The 16,167-nt window shown below is 47.8% G+C and carries 16 protein-coding genes; 6 read left to right on the top strand and 10 right to left on the bottom strand.

What is annotated here, in order from left to right:
* Positions 1–2: 2 nt before the first annotated feature.
* Complete coding sequence (locus tag MTR82_RS12030) at positions 3–1,739, bottom strand: ABC transporter ATP-binding protein (RefSeq protein ID WP_246809287.1); 1,737 nt, start codon at positions 1,737–1,739, stop codon at positions 3–5.
* Between the two features lie 475 nt (positions 1,740–2,214).
* On the opposite strand from MTR82_RS12030, the gene MTR82_RS12035 reads away from it, so the two are divergent.
* Both MTR82_RS12035 and MTR82_RS12040 read left to right on the top strand, forming a co-directional pair.
* Complete coding sequence (locus tag MTR82_RS12035; protein ID WP_246809291.1) at positions 2,215–2,733, top strand: universal stress protein; 519 nt, start codon at positions 2,215–2,217, stop codon at positions 2,731–2,733.
* Between the two features lie 169 nt (positions 2,734–2,902).
* Entirely contained in the window at positions 2,903–3,337 is a 435-nt protein-coding gene (locus MTR82_RS12040) for a low molecular weight phosphatase family protein (RefSeq protein ID WP_246809292.1), read from the top strand.
* A 54-nt stretch (positions 3,338–3,391) separates the two neighbouring features.
* On the opposite strand, the gene MTR82_RS12045 is transcribed toward MTR82_RS12040, so the two are convergent.
* Genes MTR82_RS12045 through chrA form a run of 3 tightly spaced genes read right to left on the bottom strand, consistent with a single transcriptional unit; the run spans position 3,392 to position 6,448 of the window.
* A complete protein-coding gene (locus MTR82_RS12045; protein WP_341801986.1) occupies positions 3,392–4,015 on the bottom strand; it encodes a cyclase family protein in 624 nt (207 codons plus the stop codon).
* Positions 4,016–5,263 (bottom strand): kynureninase, encoded by a 1,248-nt coding sequence (kynU, locus tag MTR82_RS12050; RefSeq protein ID WP_246809293.1) that lies wholly within the window; start codon positions 5,261–5,263, stop codon positions 4,016–4,018.
* A gap of 15 nt (positions 5,264–5,278) precedes the next feature.
* On the bottom strand, positions 5,279–6,448 hold the full coding sequence (gene chrA / locus MTR82_RS12055) for a chromate efflux transporter (protein WP_246809299.1): 1,170 nt from the start codon (positions 6,446–6,448) through the stop codon (positions 5,279–5,281).
* Positions 6,449–6,643: 195 nt separating this feature from the next.
* Between chrA and MTR82_RS12060 the strand changes: the two genes are divergently transcribed.
* The 3 genes from MTR82_RS12060 to MTR82_RS12070 all read left to right on the top strand — a co-directional run bounded on the left by MTR82_RS12060 (position 6,644) and on the right by MTR82_RS12070 (position 9,495).
* Positions 6,644–7,948: a hemolysin family protein gene (locus MTR82_RS12060; protein ID WP_246809300.1), complete on the top strand. Its 1,305-nt coding sequence runs from the start codon at positions 6,644–6,646 to the stop codon at positions 7,946–7,948.
* Positions 7,949–8,024: 76 nt separating this feature from the next.
* Positions 8,025–8,912, top strand: a complete 888-nt coding sequence (locus MTR82_RS12065; RefSeq protein WP_052652319.1) for a cation diffusion facilitator family transporter — start codon at positions 8,025–8,027, stop codon at positions 8,910–8,912.
* 13 nt (positions 8,913–8,925) lie between these two features.
* The gene (locus tag MTR82_RS12070; protein ID WP_246809301.1) at positions 8,926–9,495 is read left to right on the top strand and encodes a hypothetical protein; all 570 of its coding nucleotides are present in this window, start codon (positions 8,926–8,928) and stop codon (positions 9,493–9,495) included.
* Between the two features lie 37 nt (positions 9,496–9,532).
* Here MTR82_RS12070 and MTR82_RS12075 read toward each other — a convergent pair whose 3' ends face one another.
* The 4 genes from MTR82_RS12075 to MTR82_RS12090 all read right to left on the bottom strand — a co-directional run bounded on the left by MTR82_RS12075 (position 9,533) and on the right by MTR82_RS12090 (position 12,928).
* Positions 9,533–9,937, bottom strand: a complete 405-nt coding sequence (locus tag MTR82_RS12075) for a YndM family protein (protein ID WP_246809302.1) — start codon at positions 9,935–9,937, stop codon at positions 9,533–9,535.
* An 87-nt stretch (positions 9,938–10,024) separates the two neighbouring features.
* Entirely contained in the window at positions 10,025–11,311 is a 1,287-nt protein-coding gene (locus MTR82_RS12080) for a DUF2254 domain-containing protein (protein WP_246809304.1), read from the bottom strand.
* Positions 11,312–11,402: 91 nt separating this feature from the next.
* Positions 11,403–12,599: a cytochrome P450 family protein gene (locus MTR82_RS12085; protein ID WP_246809305.1), complete on the bottom strand. Its 1,197-nt coding sequence runs from the start codon at positions 12,597–12,599 to the stop codon at positions 11,403–11,405.
* 110 nt (positions 12,600–12,709) lie between these two features.
* On the bottom strand, positions 12,710–12,928 hold the full coding sequence (locus MTR82_RS12090; RefSeq protein WP_246809306.1) for a hypothetical protein: 219 nt from the start codon (positions 12,926–12,928) through the stop codon (positions 12,710–12,712).
* Positions 12,929–13,256: 328 nt separating this feature from the next.
* Here MTR82_RS12090 and rsgA point away from each other — a divergent pair, with 328 nt between their 5' ends.
* On the top strand, positions 13,257–14,312 hold the full coding sequence (gene rsgA, locus MTR82_RS12095) for a ribosome small subunit-dependent GTPase A (RefSeq protein ID WP_246809308.1): 1,056 nt from the start codon (positions 13,257–13,259) through the stop codon (positions 14,310–14,312).
* A gap of 50 nt (positions 14,313–14,362) precedes the next feature.
* Here rsgA and MTR82_RS12100 read toward each other — a convergent pair whose 3' ends face one another.
* Both MTR82_RS12100 and MTR82_RS12105 read right to left on the bottom strand, forming a co-directional pair.
* The gene (locus MTR82_RS12100) at positions 14,363–14,998 is read right to left on the bottom strand and encodes a response regulator (protein ID WP_052652330.1); all 636 of its coding nucleotides are present in this window, start codon (positions 14,996–14,998) and stop codon (positions 14,363–14,365) included.
* Between the two features lie 23 nt (positions 14,999–15,021).
* A complete protein-coding gene (locus MTR82_RS12105; RefSeq protein WP_246809312.1) occupies positions 15,022–16,137 on the bottom strand; it encodes a GAF domain-containing sensor histidine kinase in 1,116 nt (371 codons plus the stop codon).
* Between the last annotated feature and the right edge of the window lie 30 nt (positions 16,138–16,167).

A 16,167-nucleotide genomic window follows, 5' to 3' on the forward strand; every position in this document is an offset into this window, starting at 1 on the left:
TTTTACACCTCCTCGATCTGCTGTCGGAGGTATTGCTCATTGTACCAACCTTTAGCTTTCAGCAAATCTTCATGGGTTCCTTCTTCGATGACTTTTCCGTCATCCAGTACGACGATCCAATCTGCATGGTGTACAGCAGATAGACGATGCGTCGTAATAATGGTCGTTTTCCCGGCTCGTTCCGCCTGGATATTCTCGATGATTTTCGCTTCCGTCTTAGCATCGACAGCAGAAAGCGAATCATCCAAAATAAGGATTTCCGGATTTTTAATGAGTGCCCGGGCAATCGAAATGCGCTGCTTCTGTCCACCCGATAAAGCGACACCTTTTTCTCCGACCAAGGTGTCCAAACCATTCGGCAGCATCGCCAAATCTTTCTCAAAGTGAGACAAGCGAATGGCCTGATCAATATCTTCCGCTGTCGCATCCGATTTGCCGAAAAGGATATTGGCGCGGATGGTGCGGGAGAACAGCACATGGTCTTGCGGCACATAGCCGATCCAGCCGCGAAGCTGGTCTTTCGATAGATCGCTCAAATCGATGCCGTTCATCGAGATCGAGCCGTCGCCGAGTGGATACTCCCGCATCAATTGTTTGACGAAAGTCGTTTTTCCGCTTCCCGTCTTCCCGACGATCCCGAGCGTCTGCCCGCTGTTCATCGACAAATTGATGCCTTGCAGGTTGATCGAACTGGATTGCGGATACGTGAAATTAAAATCCCGGAAACCGATATGCTCGGGTTTTTCCGTAAAGACCGGCTGCTCCGGATCAACTACATCTTCCTTGTAATCCAAGGTTTCGTTGACCCGGTCGAGTGACGCATTGCCTCGCTGCAAGGTGTTGATCAATTCTCCAATGGCGAACATCGGCCAAACGATCATTCCTAAGTAGACGTTGAATGCGACCAGATCGCCGAGCGTCATGCTGCCTTCGGCGACTAAGAAAGCCCCGTAGCCAAGCCCGATCATATAGCTGATTGTCGTCAGCACTTTTGTTACCGGCGCAAATAAAGCATCAATCCGTTCAACGGCCATATTTTTTTCATAGACATCTTCGGTCATCGCGGCGAAATCTTTTTCGGAAGACCGTTCCTGCACATAAGCCCGGACCACCCGGACGCCGCCTACCGATTCCAATACGCTGTCATTCATGTCACCGAATGCATCCTGGGCCGCCATATAGCGCACATGAATTTTCTTGCCCAATATTTGCACGATGATTGCCAGGACCGGCAGCGGAATCAACGCAAAGAAAGTCAATTCCCATGACACCAGGTAGCCCATGGCTACGATGATCGTTGCCATATAAAGCGTCGAATCGACAAGCGTCAAAATACCGAATCCCGCTGTTTCCGAAATCGCCCGCAAGTCATTGGTGGCACGCGCCATCAAATCCCCGGTCCGGTTCTTTTCAAAGAACGTCGGGGTCATCTTCAAGAAATGCCCCATCAAGCTCGACCGGAGCTGCCGCTCGATGACATAAGCGCCGCCGAACAACTGGTATTGCCAGACAAAATTGATGAGATACGCGAGGAGCATCGAAATGGCCAACACGCCGACATATTGCCAAAGCAAAAGAACCGTTAACTGCTCTTGGGCAATGGAATCGATAGCGACTCCGATCAGCCAAGGCGGGATAATTTCAAGGATATTCGCAATAAATAGAAGTCCAACTGCAATGGTGTAGCGCAGCCAATTTTCTTTAAAAAACCATCTTAATTTCCATAAAACACTAAACATTTCTTATTCCTTCTCTCTTCTTCGATTTTAACTAATCGCCTTCTAGCGATTCCTTGATCATGATTTTCCGTTGTTGAAGTGTTTTCATCTTCATTCTCTCCTTCGATCTTTTATTTATTTAAACAGCAATCGCCGATTAAACCCAAAAAAGCGCACACCTATTTTTAGGCGCACGCGCATGAAAAAAAGGCAGGTTTGCAGACCTGCCCCTGGATATCCAATTACCGAATTAATTCAATGGGAAAATTTGGGCCGATCTGACAATGCTATTATGTTTGATGAATGTACCAATGCCACTTTTTTCATTGCCATAACCTCCCTTTTCTCCGATTTAGTACTTTAAGATTACCACCAACAATTTTGAATTGTCAACATTTTTCGAATATATTTTTTCAAACTTACTGACAGCGGATGTTTTTCTCAATTGATTGGAGGGTAGTTTATGAGTAAAGAAGCAGGATAGGAGGAACTCCATATGTATCAGAATCTTGCAGTTGCCTATGACGGATCTGATGGCAGTAAAATTGCGTTGGAAAAAGCGCTTGATATTAAAAAATCCTTTCCTGAAAGCAAATTGAACGTAATTTATGTCAACGAAGAAGTCAGAGAAAGCATCGGATTCATGGAAGCCGGCGGCGCTTCTGCCCCGGTGGTGTCTGCGAATGTAGACAGCAATTATGCCCAGTTCATGCCCCCGGAAATCGGCGAGGAGGGATACCGCGTTCCAAAGGATTATGCAGACGAGTCCATTGAGTTTTCAAAGCATATGCATAATTCGATCCAGCAGCAGCTTGATGCCCATCAAATAGAAGGCAATGTACTGGCGCTCGAGGGCAATGCGGCTAAAATGATTCCAGCATTCATCGAAGAACAGCAAATCGATTTGCTAATTATCGGCAACAGCGGAAAATCAGGCCTCCAAAAGTTCTTCGTCGGATCTGTCAGCAAGAAACTATTGAAAGAAGCACCTTGTTCCGTGCTAGTGGTCAAGTAAAGGGGAAGCCTGGTCCACGAGCTTAGAAATAAGCTTTGGCGGCCAGGCTTCCTTATTGCTCCCAAACTTTCAATAAAACCACATAAAAATATTAGTTTACAAATATTACAGATGGGTAAACATTACTAATAGAAAAAAGAAAATTGAATAAAGGAAGAAGGGCACAGCTATGACTAAACATACGGTCTATTTCCTGTCTCCGCAGCAGCACCGCGGACTCATGGCTGAAATTTGGGCCAACCGCCTCAATCTCCCCGATTGGGATATTCGGAGCGCTGCGTGGAGCCAGCCATTACAATCAGAGACCCCATATGAAATCATGAAAGAAATTGTTCTGGACGTACCTGACGTAGAACCGCGCTTTTACGATTCAAAAGAAGTAAGCGAAGCGGACTTGATCGTCGCCTTGCATGACGGTGATTTTGAATCTGCTGACATTCCATCCGACTTGCCTGTACAAAAGTTGGTCCGCTGGAATATCCGCAATCCCGAACTGCGCGCATCGGACGAGTCGGAACAATGGGCGATTTACCAGGAAGTCTGCGATGAAATTGCCATGAATATAAAAGGCTTGGAACCTTATTTCCGGTCTAACTATATGTAAAACCCTCCACTTGATGGCCAAGTGGAGGGTTTTATTGTGATGCTTGAAACTTATTTAACGGTACAGAACCGCACGTACCGGGCTGCCTTCCGCTCCTTTGATCTTTAACGGAAGCGCAATCAGTTCGTAGACACCCGCTTCCACATCGTCTAAGACAATGCCTTCGAGAATAAAGCGCCCATTTTGGTTCATGGCCATATGCATCGGCAATTCCTTGCTCGTTTCAGCATCGACCGATGGAACATCGACGCCAAGCAGCCGGATTCCCTTTTCTGCCATCCACTCCGCTATACGCGGATCGAACAGCGGCCAAAAATCCGGAAATTGCGTCCGGTCTTTCCATGTATCCGATTTTAATAGGAGAGTGGTGACACCTTCTTCGAGCACCGGCAAATCTTCCGGTGTGATTTTTTCCAATCCCCGGACATCTGCCACTTGAGCAGTTGATCGGTAAACATCCAAAGGCAGTTCATCTATTTTAATGCCGCGGTCATCGTAATGGAAAGGCGCATCCACATGCGTGCCGATGTGGGTGCTTGTTGTGAATTGCCCGACATTCACCGAACCGCTTTCTTCTTTCGTAGTGGAAAGTTTATAATCGAATGCTACATCTCCCGGCCACTCGGGTGTCTGGCTGCTCAAGCTCATTGTGATATCCAATATTTCCATCTTTTTCATTTACGCCACCACATTTCTTTCGTTGGAATAGTTTTTATAAAGTTCCTGTTTCATGATCTTCTCCAGCCGGGCCACCATTTCTTCGACGTCTTCGAAAGAAATATACAAGGCGACAGGCGCTAAACGGATTATGTCCGGTGCCCGAAAATCCGGAACGACCCCTTCTTCTTTCAACGCTTTGCAGATTCTTGCTGCTTCCGGATGGGCAAGCGCAATATGCCCGCCTCGTTCTTCGTCCGCTGCTGGAGTAACATTTTGAAATTCCGGCAGTTTTTCTGCAATCAATTCACGCAAGCGGCTCGTCAACTGCAGCGACCGCTTCCGAATGTTATCTATGCCCAGTTCTTCGAAAATTTCTACGCTTCCAAGCAAAGGCGCCATGCTGAAAATATTCGGCGTGCCAATCTGATAAGCTCCGGCCCCTTCCGCCTTTGAGAATTGATGGTCCATATCGAATTGTTTCGCTTTGTCTGATCCGAACCAGCCGGCATTGCCCGGAAGCAAATGATGGTGCCGTTCATGGATGTAAAGTCCGCCTGTGCCGCCAGGTCCTGAGTTCATGTACTTGTAATGGCACCAAACGGCGAAATCCGCCCCGATGCTGTGCAAGTCGTGCGGAAGAGCGCCAATGGAATGGGCCAAATCAAATCCGGCGAGTATCCCTTTTTCGTGTGCCGCTTTCGCAATATCCTGCATCGGCAATAATTGCCCGCTCCGGTACAGAACCGACGGCAACAACAGAACAGCCACATCTTCGGTCAATTGCTCTTCAATGTCTTCCATTTGCAGTGTATAGCCGTCCCGGCTTTTTACTTTCCTCATCGCCGTAGCCGGATCTAAGCCGCGAAGGCGCAGATGGCTTTCCACTGCATAAATATCAGACGGAAAATTCAATTCATCGACGACAATCGCAAACCGTTCTTCCGTCGGCTGAAAAACGGTCGACAGCATTTGGTGGATATTCGCTGTGATCGAACCGGTAACCATCACTTCATGCGGAAGAGCGCCGGCAAGCGGCGCAATTCTCGCGCTCAAGTTTTCCGCCAACGTGAACCAAGGGTGATTTCCTTCCGTCCAGCCTTCGATGCCGTAAACTTTCCAGCTATCCGCCAGCTCAATCAACTTCCGTTCGGAACGCTTCGACATTAATCCGAGTGAATTTCCGTCCATATATAGTTGGTTTTTGCTTTGATAAAATTCCTCTTTATAAAGAGCGAATAAATCCATTTGATCTTTCTGCACAGACATCTTGCTTCCTCCTCGTTATGAAACTGCATAGGCTCCTGCACCCAGCAACGCCGTAATCAAAACGACAATCCACGGTGCCAGTTTAAAATAGACTAACATTGCAAAGGCGAATACGGCAATGGCGAAGTCTGCCGGAACCCGGATTGCTGAAGTGAAGACCGGATCATATAAAGCGGCAAGCAAGATCCCGACCACGGCTGCATTGACCCCTTTTAAAGCGGCTTGGACAGATGATTTGGTGCGGATGATGCTCCAGAACGGCAAAGTTCCGACCACCAGCAAAAACGAAGGCAAGAACATGGCAATGACGGCAAGCGCTGCTCCAAGTCCCCCTTCCATCAATTGCCCTAAATAACCGGCTAATGTAAATAGCGGGCCCGGTACAGCTTGGGCTGCTCCGTAACCTGAAATGAACAGGTCGGCTGTCATCCAATTCGGGACGACTTCCCGCTCAAGCATGGGAAGCACGACATGCCCCCCGCCAAAGACGATCGATCCGACGCGGTAGAAAATATCAAAAATCGCATAATAACTCGATTCAATAATGGGACGAAACAGCGGCAAACCGACGAGCAAACCGGCAAAAATTGTCCAAGCTGCGATCCCTGTCTTTTTGCCGAACGCCAGGACAAGTTTCACTGCTTCAGGTGCCTCTTCCTTCCGGTACACGAGATAACCGATCACGCCGGCAAGCAAAATAACGCCAATTTGTGCCCAGGCTGTCGGCATCAACAGAATGGCTGCTGCAGCTGCCACCGCCAAAGCAATTCTCGGTTTATCCGGAGCCAGCGATTTCCCCATGCCAAGCAACGCATGTGCGACTACAGCAACCGCGACAATCTTCAATCCATGGATCCAGCCGCTGTCAAAAGAGCCGTTTGTCACGAGCATGGCAAAAAGGATGAGAAGAATAACCGAGGGCATCGTAAAGCCGAACCAAGATAAAAACCCTCCGAATATCCCTCCCCGCAGCATTCCGATTGAAATCCCTACTTGGGAACTTGCAGGACCAGGAAGGAATTGGCACAAAGCCACTAAATCTGCATAAGCTTTGTCATCCAGCCATTTTCTTTTCACTACATATTCTTCCCGAAAATACCCTAGATGAGCTGTCGGACCGCCAAAAGAAGTGAGCCCGAGTTTTGTGGATGCTTTTAAAATTTCTCCATAAGTCGATTTTTTCATAAGCCTCTCCTTATCTAAGCTGTTTCTAAAAGCATAACGGATTACTTATATGAAAGCATATTACAACTTTGTAAAGATATTTTTCAGAATAGTTTGTTTTTTATTCCGAACTATTTTATCATTAAAATAAAGCCAAGCTTTTTAAATCAGGAGGTGAAAACTCTGCTTCTTTTTCAGTTGGAGCAGAGGTGCTATTTGGACATCCCCATACAATTGGCAGCATCTGCTGTCTTAATCGCGGCCTTGGCATTTTTTTCTGCCAGTGAGTTTGCGATCGTGAAAGTCCGGATCTCCCGAATCGATCAGCTGCTTGCCGATCAGCAGCTGAAAAACAAAGCCGTCAAAAGCATCATCGCCCATGCCGATAATTACCTGTTCGCCTGCCAACTTGGAATCGTCATGTGCACGCTTGGAATCGGATGGTTGAGCTATTCGATTGCCGCCCACTTTTTCCCTGCGATGATGGCGGTTTCGACGATAGCCGATGCCGGCCCGAATACGATTGTCTTTTTCATTCTCTTTGCACTCCTAGTTTTCACGCTTGTCATTGTCAGTGAACTGATTCCGAAAACATTTGCGGCGAAAAAAGCCGAAAGCATCCTACTGGCAAATGCCGGTCTTCTCATCTGGACATACCGCATCCTTTTTATTCCCATTGCCCTTTTCAAAGCTGCAGCGCGCCTGTTGTCGTCCCTATTCGGTTTCGCTCCGGCGAGCCAAAAGGAATGGTCCCATACAGAAGAAGACATCAAAACCATTTTAAGCGACAGTCTGAAAAACGGCGAAATCAATGTTTCGGAATTTGAATATGTCCACAAGATTTTTGAATTTGATGAACGCATCGCGAGAGAAATCAAAGTTCCGCGGACGGCCATGTGCACTTTGGAAAAAGATTCCACGCTTCGTGAAGTTTTCAAGACTGTCGGCGTCCAGCAATACACACGCTATCCCGTCATTGATGGCGACCGCGACCACGTTTTAGGCGTGGTCAATATGAAAAACTTAATGGCTGCTTTTATCCATGATCCCACGGTCGGCGATTTGACGGTGGAACAATTTATGAAGCCTGTGATCCAAGTAATCGAGACCATTAAAATTAATGAATTGCTCTTGAAGATCCAGCAAGAACGCATTCATTTAGCGATTCTCCAAGATGAATACGGCGGCACTTCCGGTTTGGTGACAATCGAAGACATTCTGGAAGAAATCGTCGGTGAGATCCAGGATGAATTTGATGGGGATGAAATTCCGGAAATCAGGAGGCTTGGCGATAGCCATTACCTTATTGATGCGAAAATCTTGATTGGCCATGTCAATGAATTATTAGGCATCCGCATAGATGATGACGATATTGATACAATCGGAGGCTGGTTTATGTCGGAGAGTTTTGATACAATAAGAGGGCAAAAAATTATAGAACAGGGCTATGAGTTTTTAGCTAAAGATGTAGAGGGGCACCATATCCTCTATTTGGAAGTGCAAAAAGCAGAACCCTTATAATTCGACATTCAAACGAAACGGCTCTCATTCGAGAGTCGTTTCCCTTTGTTTAGAAGACTTGGAGGCAGGAAACTTTATGGAGCTTTATACAAATTTGCGCAAAGGGGAAAAAGGCGCATGGATCAGCATTGGGGCCTATGTTTTCCTAAGTGCGATCAAGCTCTTCTTCGGGTATGTCGGCTCCTCGGAAGCTTTGACGGCGGACGGACTCAACAACTTGACGGATATTATTGCTTCACTGGCCGTACTGATCGGCCTTCGCATTTCTCAAAAACCGCCGGATGAAAACCATCATTATGGCCATTTGCGGGCAGAAACCATTGCGTCGCTGCTTGCTTCGTTCATCATGGCAGTGATTGGGCTTCAAGTATTGAGCGGAGCTGTCCGCAGCTTTTTCGAACCTGCAGCGGAAACCCCTTCCCTCTATACGGCGGGGATTGCCGTTTTCAGTGCGGTGGTCATGTATTTCGTATACCGCTATAACTTGAAACTCAGCAATGAAATCAAAAGCTCCGCTGTGCGTGCTGCGGCTTACGACAACCGGTCGGATGCCTTAGTCAGCATTGGCGCCGGCATCGGGATTGCCGGGGCTGTTCTTGGGGCGCCGATTCTGGATGTCATCACCGCTTTCATCGTCGGCATAATCATCATTAAAACGGCGCTGGACATTTTCAAAGAATCGGTGTTGACCTTGACCGACGGGTTTGACGAAGAGGAAGTGGAAACGATGTCCGTGCTTGTCCGCAAAGTTCCTGGCGTCAGTGTATTGCGTGACTTTAAAGGCCGCAATCATGGAAATGTCATGTTCATCGATTTGACTGTCGCTGTCAATCCAGAGCTGAACGTCATTGAAAGCCATTGGATTACTGAAGAAATTGAAAGAAAAATCCAAAAAGTGAAACCGAACTGTGTTATACACGTACATATAGAACCGGACTATCAGCATCCAGAATGGACCAGTTAGGGGGATATGTACCATGTATGAGTTTGTTGACCAGAGGCGCATCGTCTACATCACGGTTGCGATCATCTTGTTTATTTCTTCGCTTATTGCGCCTACCGCCGTTTTTTATCCGATAAAAACGGTTTTTATTACGCCTGCAGCTCTCTACGTCGGCACATCGTATCTTTCTTTGATCACAGGCGGCATCGGCATCGCTTTGTTCGCATCCGGATTGATTGCCTTGGCCGTCTTTGAAAATCGCTTAAAAAGATATTTGGTCAGCGGCCTTCTTTTCGCGTTTGGAATCGTCGGCGTGGCTTTGTCGCTTGCCGATTATTATTATATGACCGAGGATGCATTCATCTACAACCCACCGCTGTCTTTCTCTGAAGCCAGCTACCTCTGGGAGGACTTTGAGAAAATAGAAGAACGGATCGGGAAGAAAGATCATACGACTTCTGTTGAATCCATTGCGCTGTACGTTAAGAACGGAGATTCCATCGAAATGTCGTCAGGCAAAATTTTTGAAATGAGCGGTTCCTTGATCTATAAAATCGAGCAGGCAGGCGGTTCCTATGAACGCATTGAGGCGGCTTCAAAATAGACATGCAAAAAGGCCCTTTTGAGAGGGCCTTTTTTTGTCAATGTGCAGTTGAACGTGTGTGGTTTTGTTTTTCCGGGAAGACGCTTCGATCCAAGTATTTGTGGAAGAACCATTCGCCTCCGCCGATCACAATCGCAGAAATAAGCGCTGGCGTAATAATGTTCACATCATTGCTCACAAGCGCTTCTCCCATTAACCAAATCACCAGGAACGCTACGACAATATCCGAAACCGTCGCAATTGCGTTGCGTTTGTTTTGATCAGAGCGATCGCCCGCTTTGCGGAAGATCATCAAATCGCCCATCACATAAGCAACTAACGTCAGAACCAAACTGATCCACAAAGTGTCGCCAAAAGGCACATCAAAGAATAGCGTCAAAATAATCAATAAGACCGCAGCAATCATAACAAATTTCATGGCCAATGCTTTTACATGATTCATGCTCTCCCCTCCTTCTTGGTTGTTATTGTTTCTATTCCCGCTTTTCTTCCGCTTAATCCTCTTCTCTAATTATTTCGTACTAATTCCTTATACAATATTCGTTTTTTCATGTCCGGTCAGTGCTGCCAATTCATCAACTTTCTGCTGGAGGAACTCCCGGTCTAGCGACTTCAATTCCCCTTCGTCGAGACTCTCCAAAATATATTGCATCGTTTTCCAAATTGTCTCGTGCCGCATCTCAGGTGCTATTGATGCCGCGACAATCAGCGAATCCGTCATGGCAATAAATACGGAGACGTCTTTTTTGCTGTGGTAGGCAATTTGATAAAAAGCTTTATACAGAACATCGCTATAGGCGGAGAAACGGTAAAGCAGCCGATTATGGCCGGCTTCATCCGTCAACACCAAACCATCTGTCATCAAGTGGCCCATCTCGCCGAGGACGTGGCCGAGCCGTATCAGAATATCATTGGCCGTGTTCGGATCTTGCCTTCCCGGAGAAGTTGCCCGGATAGCCACTTCGATGATTTTTTGCACCGCGTACCCCAAATCCTGCTCAGCTGTCCGTTCGTCCCCGATCAACATTTTTTCATTTACATCCACTTGGTCTGGACTATTCGAGTGGATTTTCATGATCGGCTTTCCTTCAAAAACGTAATCGCCGATTGTCACCAATACTTCAATCTCTGCCTGTCCGTTTTCAGCAATCTCTACAAGTTCTGCCAGATCGATGAATTGAACATACCCCGCTTTTTCAGCGTTCACCGTTCCTTCCAATGTTTGCGGCTTCCAATTTTCCAGCGTGGCATGCTTTTGATCGTATAAACTTTTGTAATAAGCGATGACTTTCTCAGCATCTCCGATTAATCTATTGATCAAGGTGCTGACCTGGATGTTGGTCGCGACAAAGTGGATATAATAGGCAAAAGTCGCAATGCAAAAGAAAACGATGACGATCCCGATCCATGTCGACAGCACTTCATGGCCAAACACCTCTTCCTGCATATACAGAAGCGACAGCATATTATACAAGAAGCCTCCCAGGAAGATGCCGAGTACATGGCGGGTCGTGGCGCTTCTGATGAAATTTTCAGGCGCGCGCGGAGAAAATTGGGACGTATACATGGTCAGCACGACCAGCACAGTTGAAAACGTAAATGTCGTCATCGTCAGCATCGCGGCGGTCAATATCCCCAAGATGGTCTGCCCGTCCTCCACTTTCGTCAAAAAGATGGAAGGAATGTAGTCGTCAATTTTGCCGATCACCAGCAAATCGAGATAAAATGCCCCCAATGACAGCAGAATTGCCCCCATGCTGTATAAGGCGGGCGTAATCCAAATTTTTTCTTTGAATAAATAAGAAACGGGCTTCATCCGTCATCCCAGCTTTCTATACCAAGTTAGCCCGTAGTTTCCCTTTTCAAAAAGAATACAAACCAAAAGGCCGGGAGCATGTCCCAGCCTTCTAATGTATCCGAAGAGGAATTTCTTTTACTCCGCGGACAATCATGCCCGGGCGCCAGTCCAATTCCTTTTCTTCTACTGCCAATTCCAGACTCGGAAACCTGTCGAGCAGTTTCGAAATGGCAATCTCGCCTTCCAGTCTGGCAAGAGGAGCACCTAAGCAAAAATGGATGCCCATTCCGAATGCAAGATGCGGACTCTTTTCACGGCGGATATCAAAGACTTCTGGACCCGAAAACCGTTCGGGGTCGTGATTCGCTGCGTTCAACGATACGACTACCAAATCACCGCGATGGAATTGCTTCCCTTGGAATTCCATGTCTTCATTTGCCCATCTTGAAGTGCTGAACTCAACAGGCCCGTTAAAGCGCAGCGATTCTTCAAGGGCTTGAGTGATCATTTCCGGATTTTCCTTCAAGAGCTGCTGCTGTTCGGGATTGGCCAATAAAGACAGGACCGTATTTCCAATCAAATTGACGGTTGTTTCATGGCCGGCGATAATCAGCAGCGATACTAAGCCGTACAATTCTTTTTCGGTCAGCCAGTCGCCTTCTTCTTCTGCAATGATGAGCTTGCTGATCAAATCTTCGCCCGGCTGTTCGCGCACAGTTGCAAACCACTGCCCTAAATATTGGACAAACTGCGTCATATGTTCGTAAACGCTGACGCCGGCTTCGCCGCTCGTGCCTTCAATCAACGAATTCGACCAGCGGCGGAATTTGTCGCGGTCTTCCGACGGCACGCCGAGAATTTCGCAGATGACGATGATCGGCAGCGGAAAAGCGAATTCGTCGATCAGGTCCACTTGATCTTTGTTCGCCATTTCTGCTAATAATTCTTCCGTGATTTCTTCGATTCTGCCGCGCATGCCGGCAATCATTTTCGGTGTAAACGCTTTTTGCGCCAATCCCCGGAGGCGTTTGTGGTCAGGCGGGTCGGAAAACAGCATATTTTGGGTGAAAACGGACATTTGGTCCATGCTGCTGCCGTATAGTTTGGAGAAATCTTTGATAAAACGCGGGTCTTTCAATAACGCCGCCCCGTCTTCGTAACGTGTCACAAGCCAGCCGTGCTGCCCATCCGGAAAGCGCACTTGATGGATGGGATCCATCCTGCGGAGCTTTGAATAAACCGGGTACGGATTCCGCGTAAACTCGTGCGAGAATAAGCCGGCATTTTCTGAATGTGATGAAGCCATTGACTCCCCTCCTTTTTGTTATCTATACCCATTGAGGCCAAGAAAAGACTCATCCTATTTCCTTATTTTTGAAATACAAAAGACCACTTCGAGAGTGGCCTTTTACTGGTTTATTCTGCTTCGTCACCGTCTTGGTTTTGTTCTTCTTCTAAATCATCATCTGTCTGGTCTTCACCTTGGGGTCCTTCGCCTTCAGGATCTTCATCTCCAGTGACAGGATCGTCTACTTCTATCGTATCGTCGTCTCCATCACCGTCTCCGCATGCGGCAAGCATGCCGACCGAAAGAAATGCAGCCGCTCCGAGTTTTAGCCATTTTGCCTGTGCCATCCGTTTTCCTCCTCTTCCCGTATTCCTTGCTTATTCTAGTGCATACCCCTTTTTAGGGCAGGTTTAACAGCATCAAGAAAAATTGACAATAATAATTTTTCTGAAAAAGGGTTGACCATTTTCAGCTTATCCAGTATCTTTAGAGTAACTTGAAGAAAGAGGTGAGGCATTATGGCTATTTCATTGTTTTTTATACCGCAAATCCAATCCATAATGTCCCGCTCTGTGTATCGCTAACGATACGCTTCTTCCATTATGCCCGGGAACCATGGATTGCGATTTGCGCGCATCCATGGTTTTTTATTTTGCATAATAGGAGGAATTTACATTGAATTTAATCGAAAATTTTGGCTGGAACGATAAATGGCAAGAAAAAATAGGGACTGTCGGGATTCCTGGCCGCGTCGTATTAGAACATAAAAATATGTACCGCGTGGTGACGGATAACGGAGAATGGCTATCCACCCTATCCGGCAAATACCGGCATGAACATTTGCATGCGGAATTCCCTGCAGTCGGCGACTGGGTAATGGTCGAACAAATGCCGGGAGAACAAAAAGGAATTATCCACAGCATCCTTCCGCGTTCTTCGCAGTTTTCCAGAAAAGCAGCCGGCGAAACATCGGACATTCAAATCATCGCGGTCAACGTGGACTATGTATTTCTCGTCATGTCCTTGAACCATGATTTCAATGTGCGGCGTTTGGAACGCTATTTGCTGGCTGCTTGGGATTCCGGAGCAAATCCGGTTGTTGTCTTGACGAAAAGCGATGAATGCGAGGATCTTGCCCCTTTCATCAGTGAAGTGGAAAGCGTCGCATTCGATGTTCCGGTCTATGCCGTTTCAAGTGTGACCGGCGCGGGAATCGACCAATTGCGGAAATTGCTCGAAAACCATAAAACGGGTGCACTTTTGGGATCTTCCGGCGTCGGCAAGTCCAGTTTGATCAATGCGTTATCCGGCCAAGCCATCATGGCAGTGCAGGGCATCCGCGAAGATGACAGCAAAGGCCGCCACACGACGACCCACCGGGAACTTGTGCGACTTCCAAGCGGCGGTTTGTTGATCGACACGCCGGGAATGCGGGAATTCCAGCTCGGCGATTACGAGGAAGGCATCGAATCCGGATTCTCGGATGTCGAAGACTTGGCGGAATTATGCCGTTTCCGCGATTGCGAACATAATAATGAGCCAGGCTGCCGCGTGCAGGAAGCCCTATCGACAGGCGAATTGAAATACGACCGCTACCGAAGCTACCTGAAGCTGAAGCGGGAGCTTGCCCATATGGAGCGGAAAAGCAATTTGGCTGCCCAAAAAGCAGCCCGCAACAAATGGAAACAAATCACGAAAGACTCCCGGAAACGCCCTGTCCAAAAACGTTGAACCGAAAAAATAGAAGAAGCAACTTCCCTAAAATGGAGAAGTTGCTTCTTTTATTTGCCTGGTTCCGTCAATCCATGTTTTACTGCGTACAAGGCCGCTTGCGTCCGGTCCTGGACTTCCAGTTTCGCAAAGATATTGGAAATATGGGTTTTCACCGTCTTTTCAGTGACAAACAGGGCGGATGCGATTTCCCGATTGCTTTTTCCTTTCGTCAGTTCCGCCAGCACTTCCTGCTCACGCGGCGTCAATAAATTGATGGTGTGGGGAGCTGGCGCAACGGGCCCTTTAGCAAGCTCCGACGTCGCTTTCGGGTGCAGCGTGTTCTCCCCGCGCATTAAACTGCGAAGCGAAGCCACCAGCTCATCCGGCTCGATGTCTTTTAATTGATATCCGGCTGCCCCTGCTTCCATCGCAGGCACGACGTGGTCTCGGTCGGAAAAACTCGTCAGCATCAAGACGATCATATCCGGATACTGCTCTTTTATTTTCCGTGTTGCCTGGATGCCGTCCATTTCCGGCATCACCAAATCCATCAAGACGATGTCCGGCTGAAGCTGTCCGGCCATTTCAACCGCTTCTTTCCCGTTGACAGCTTCTCCCACCACTTCGATATCTTTTTGGGTCTTCAGAAAAAACAACAAGCCGCGCCGTACGACATGGTGATCGTCTGCTATCAATACTTTCATCGGGTTCCCCCCCTTTCTCTCTTCTAATAAGGAATTCTTACAAGAATCTCGGTTCCTCTGCCGATTTCACTTGACCAGTCCACGGTCCCGCCTTCCGCTTTGGCCCGGTCCCGCATGCTTTGGACGCCGATAGACGGCAGCTGCAGCCGTTCGTCGACGATAAACCCCCGGCCCTCATCTTTGATGACCATCAATACATCAGAAGAAGTCACCGTCAAAAACAGTTGAGCCTCACTCACGCCTGAATGCTTGCGGATATTGTTCAACGCTTCCTGGGCGATGCGGAACAAAGTCTCTTCTGTCCGGGAAGGCAATTGGATGACGCCTGTCACTTTCAGTTCCAACGTCAGCCCGAGCATTTCCCCGTAAGCTTGGATCGCTTCAAGCAAACCGCTTTCGAGCCCTTTGGGGCGGAGCTGCCAAATGAGTGCACGCATTTCATTGAGGGCTTCCTGCGTCAAATGCTGGATATCACGGAACGTGCCTTGGACATTTTCTTCTTCGGACATTTCGATACCGCCCCGTGCGGTCAGCGTCACGGAAAACAGCAGCTGATTGACCGAGTCATGCAGGTCGCGGGCCAGCCGGTTGCGCTCTTTGACCAGCGCCATTTCCTGTTCCTGCTTCGTCAAGCCGATGCGCTTAATCGCCGAACCGATCTGAAAAGCCACGGATTCCAATAAAGCCAGTTCATCTTTGGAGAAACGGACCGTATCCGGTGCGGCAATATTCAGTAAGCCAAATTTCTCTTCTCCTGATTGCAGCGGAACCGTGGCATGATGCGTAATCCCACCATGATCCAGGGCGTTAGCGGCAATTGAATTTTCAATGCGCTGGCAAGCGATGATGTTCGACGCTTTTTCCAGGTCGCCGTCATGATACCGTTTGACGCACCAGCAGCCCCCCTTTTGTAAATGCCGGCAGTCATTCCGTTGAAGGGCTGGAGGAAGGTTTGCATGGGTCACTAATTGATGCTTGCCTTTTTCATTGATAAAAAAGATCCACGCACTTTCAAAATTCGAGCCGTTCAGCAATTTCCAGACGGCCCCGTCCAGCATTCGTTTCATATCGGTTTCTTCGTTCAATAGTTCGGCAATCTCTTTTAGCAATGTTACATTGGAATGTTCGTCCATGACCATTTTCTTCACCTCTTTGCCAATACTTTTACT

It is taken from the genome of Planococcus ruber (assembly GCF_022819085.1).
Taxonomy (GTDB): domain Bacteria; phylum Bacillota; class Bacilli; order Bacillales_A; family Planococcaceae; genus Planococcus; species Planococcus ruber.

What these genes read in the sequence shown, in the direction of transcription:
- MTR82_RS12030 (WP_246809287.1), bottom strand. Translation starts at nt 1,739, where the DNA reads ATGTTTAGTGTTTTATGGAAATTAAGATGGTTTTTTAAAGAAAATTGG.
- MTR82_RS12035 (WP_246809291.1), top strand. Translation starts at nt 2,215, where the DNA reads ATGTATCAGAATCTTGCAGTTGCCTATGACGGATCTGATGGCAGTAAA.
- MTR82_RS12040 (WP_246809292.1), top strand. Translation starts at nt 2,903, where the DNA reads ATGACTAAACATACGGTCTATTTCCTGTCTCCGCAGCAGCACCGCGGA.
- MTR82_RS12045 (WP_341801986.1), bottom strand. Translation starts at nt 4,015, where the DNA reads ATGAAAAAGATGGAAATATTGGATATCACAATGAGCTTGAGCAGCCAG.
- kynU (WP_246809293.1), bottom strand. Translation starts at nt 5,263, where the DNA reads ATGTCTGTGCAGAAAGATCAAATGGATTTATTCGCTCTTTATAAAGAG.
- chrA (WP_246809299.1), bottom strand. Translation starts at nt 6,448, where the DNA reads ATGAAAAAATCGACTTATGGAGAAATTTTAAAAGCATCCACAAAACTC.
- MTR82_RS12065 (WP_052652319.1), top strand. Translation starts at nt 8,025, where the DNA reads ATGGAGCTTTATACAAATTTGCGCAAAGGGGAAAAAGGCGCATGGATC.
- MTR82_RS12070 (WP_246809301.1), top strand. Translation starts at nt 8,926, where the DNA reads ATGTATGAGTTTGTTGACCAGAGGCGCATCGTCTACATCACGGTTGCG.
- MTR82_RS12075 (WP_246809302.1), bottom strand. Translation starts at nt 9,937, where the DNA reads ATGAATCATGTAAAAGCATTGGCCATGAAATTTGTTATGATTGCTGCG.
- MTR82_RS12080 (WP_246809304.1), bottom strand. Translation starts at nt 11,311, where the DNA reads ATGAAGCCCGTTTCTTATTTATTCAAAGAAAAAATTTGGATTACGCCC.
- MTR82_RS12085 (WP_246809305.1), bottom strand. Translation starts at nt 12,599, where the DNA reads ATGGCTTCATCACATTCAGAAAATGCCGGCTTATTCTCGCACGAGTTT.
- MTR82_RS12090 (WP_246809306.1), bottom strand. Translation starts at nt 12,928, where the DNA reads ATGGCACAGGCAAAATGGCTAAAACTCGGAGCGGCTGCATTTCTTTCG.
- MTR82_RS12100 (WP_052652330.1), bottom strand. Translation starts at nt 14,998, where the DNA reads ATGAAAGTATTGATAGCAGACGATCACCATGTCGTACGGCGCGGCTTG.
- MTR82_RS12105 (WP_246809312.1), bottom strand. Translation starts at nt 16,137, where the DNA reads ATGGTCATGGACGAACATTCCAATGTAACATTGCTAAAAGAGATTGCC.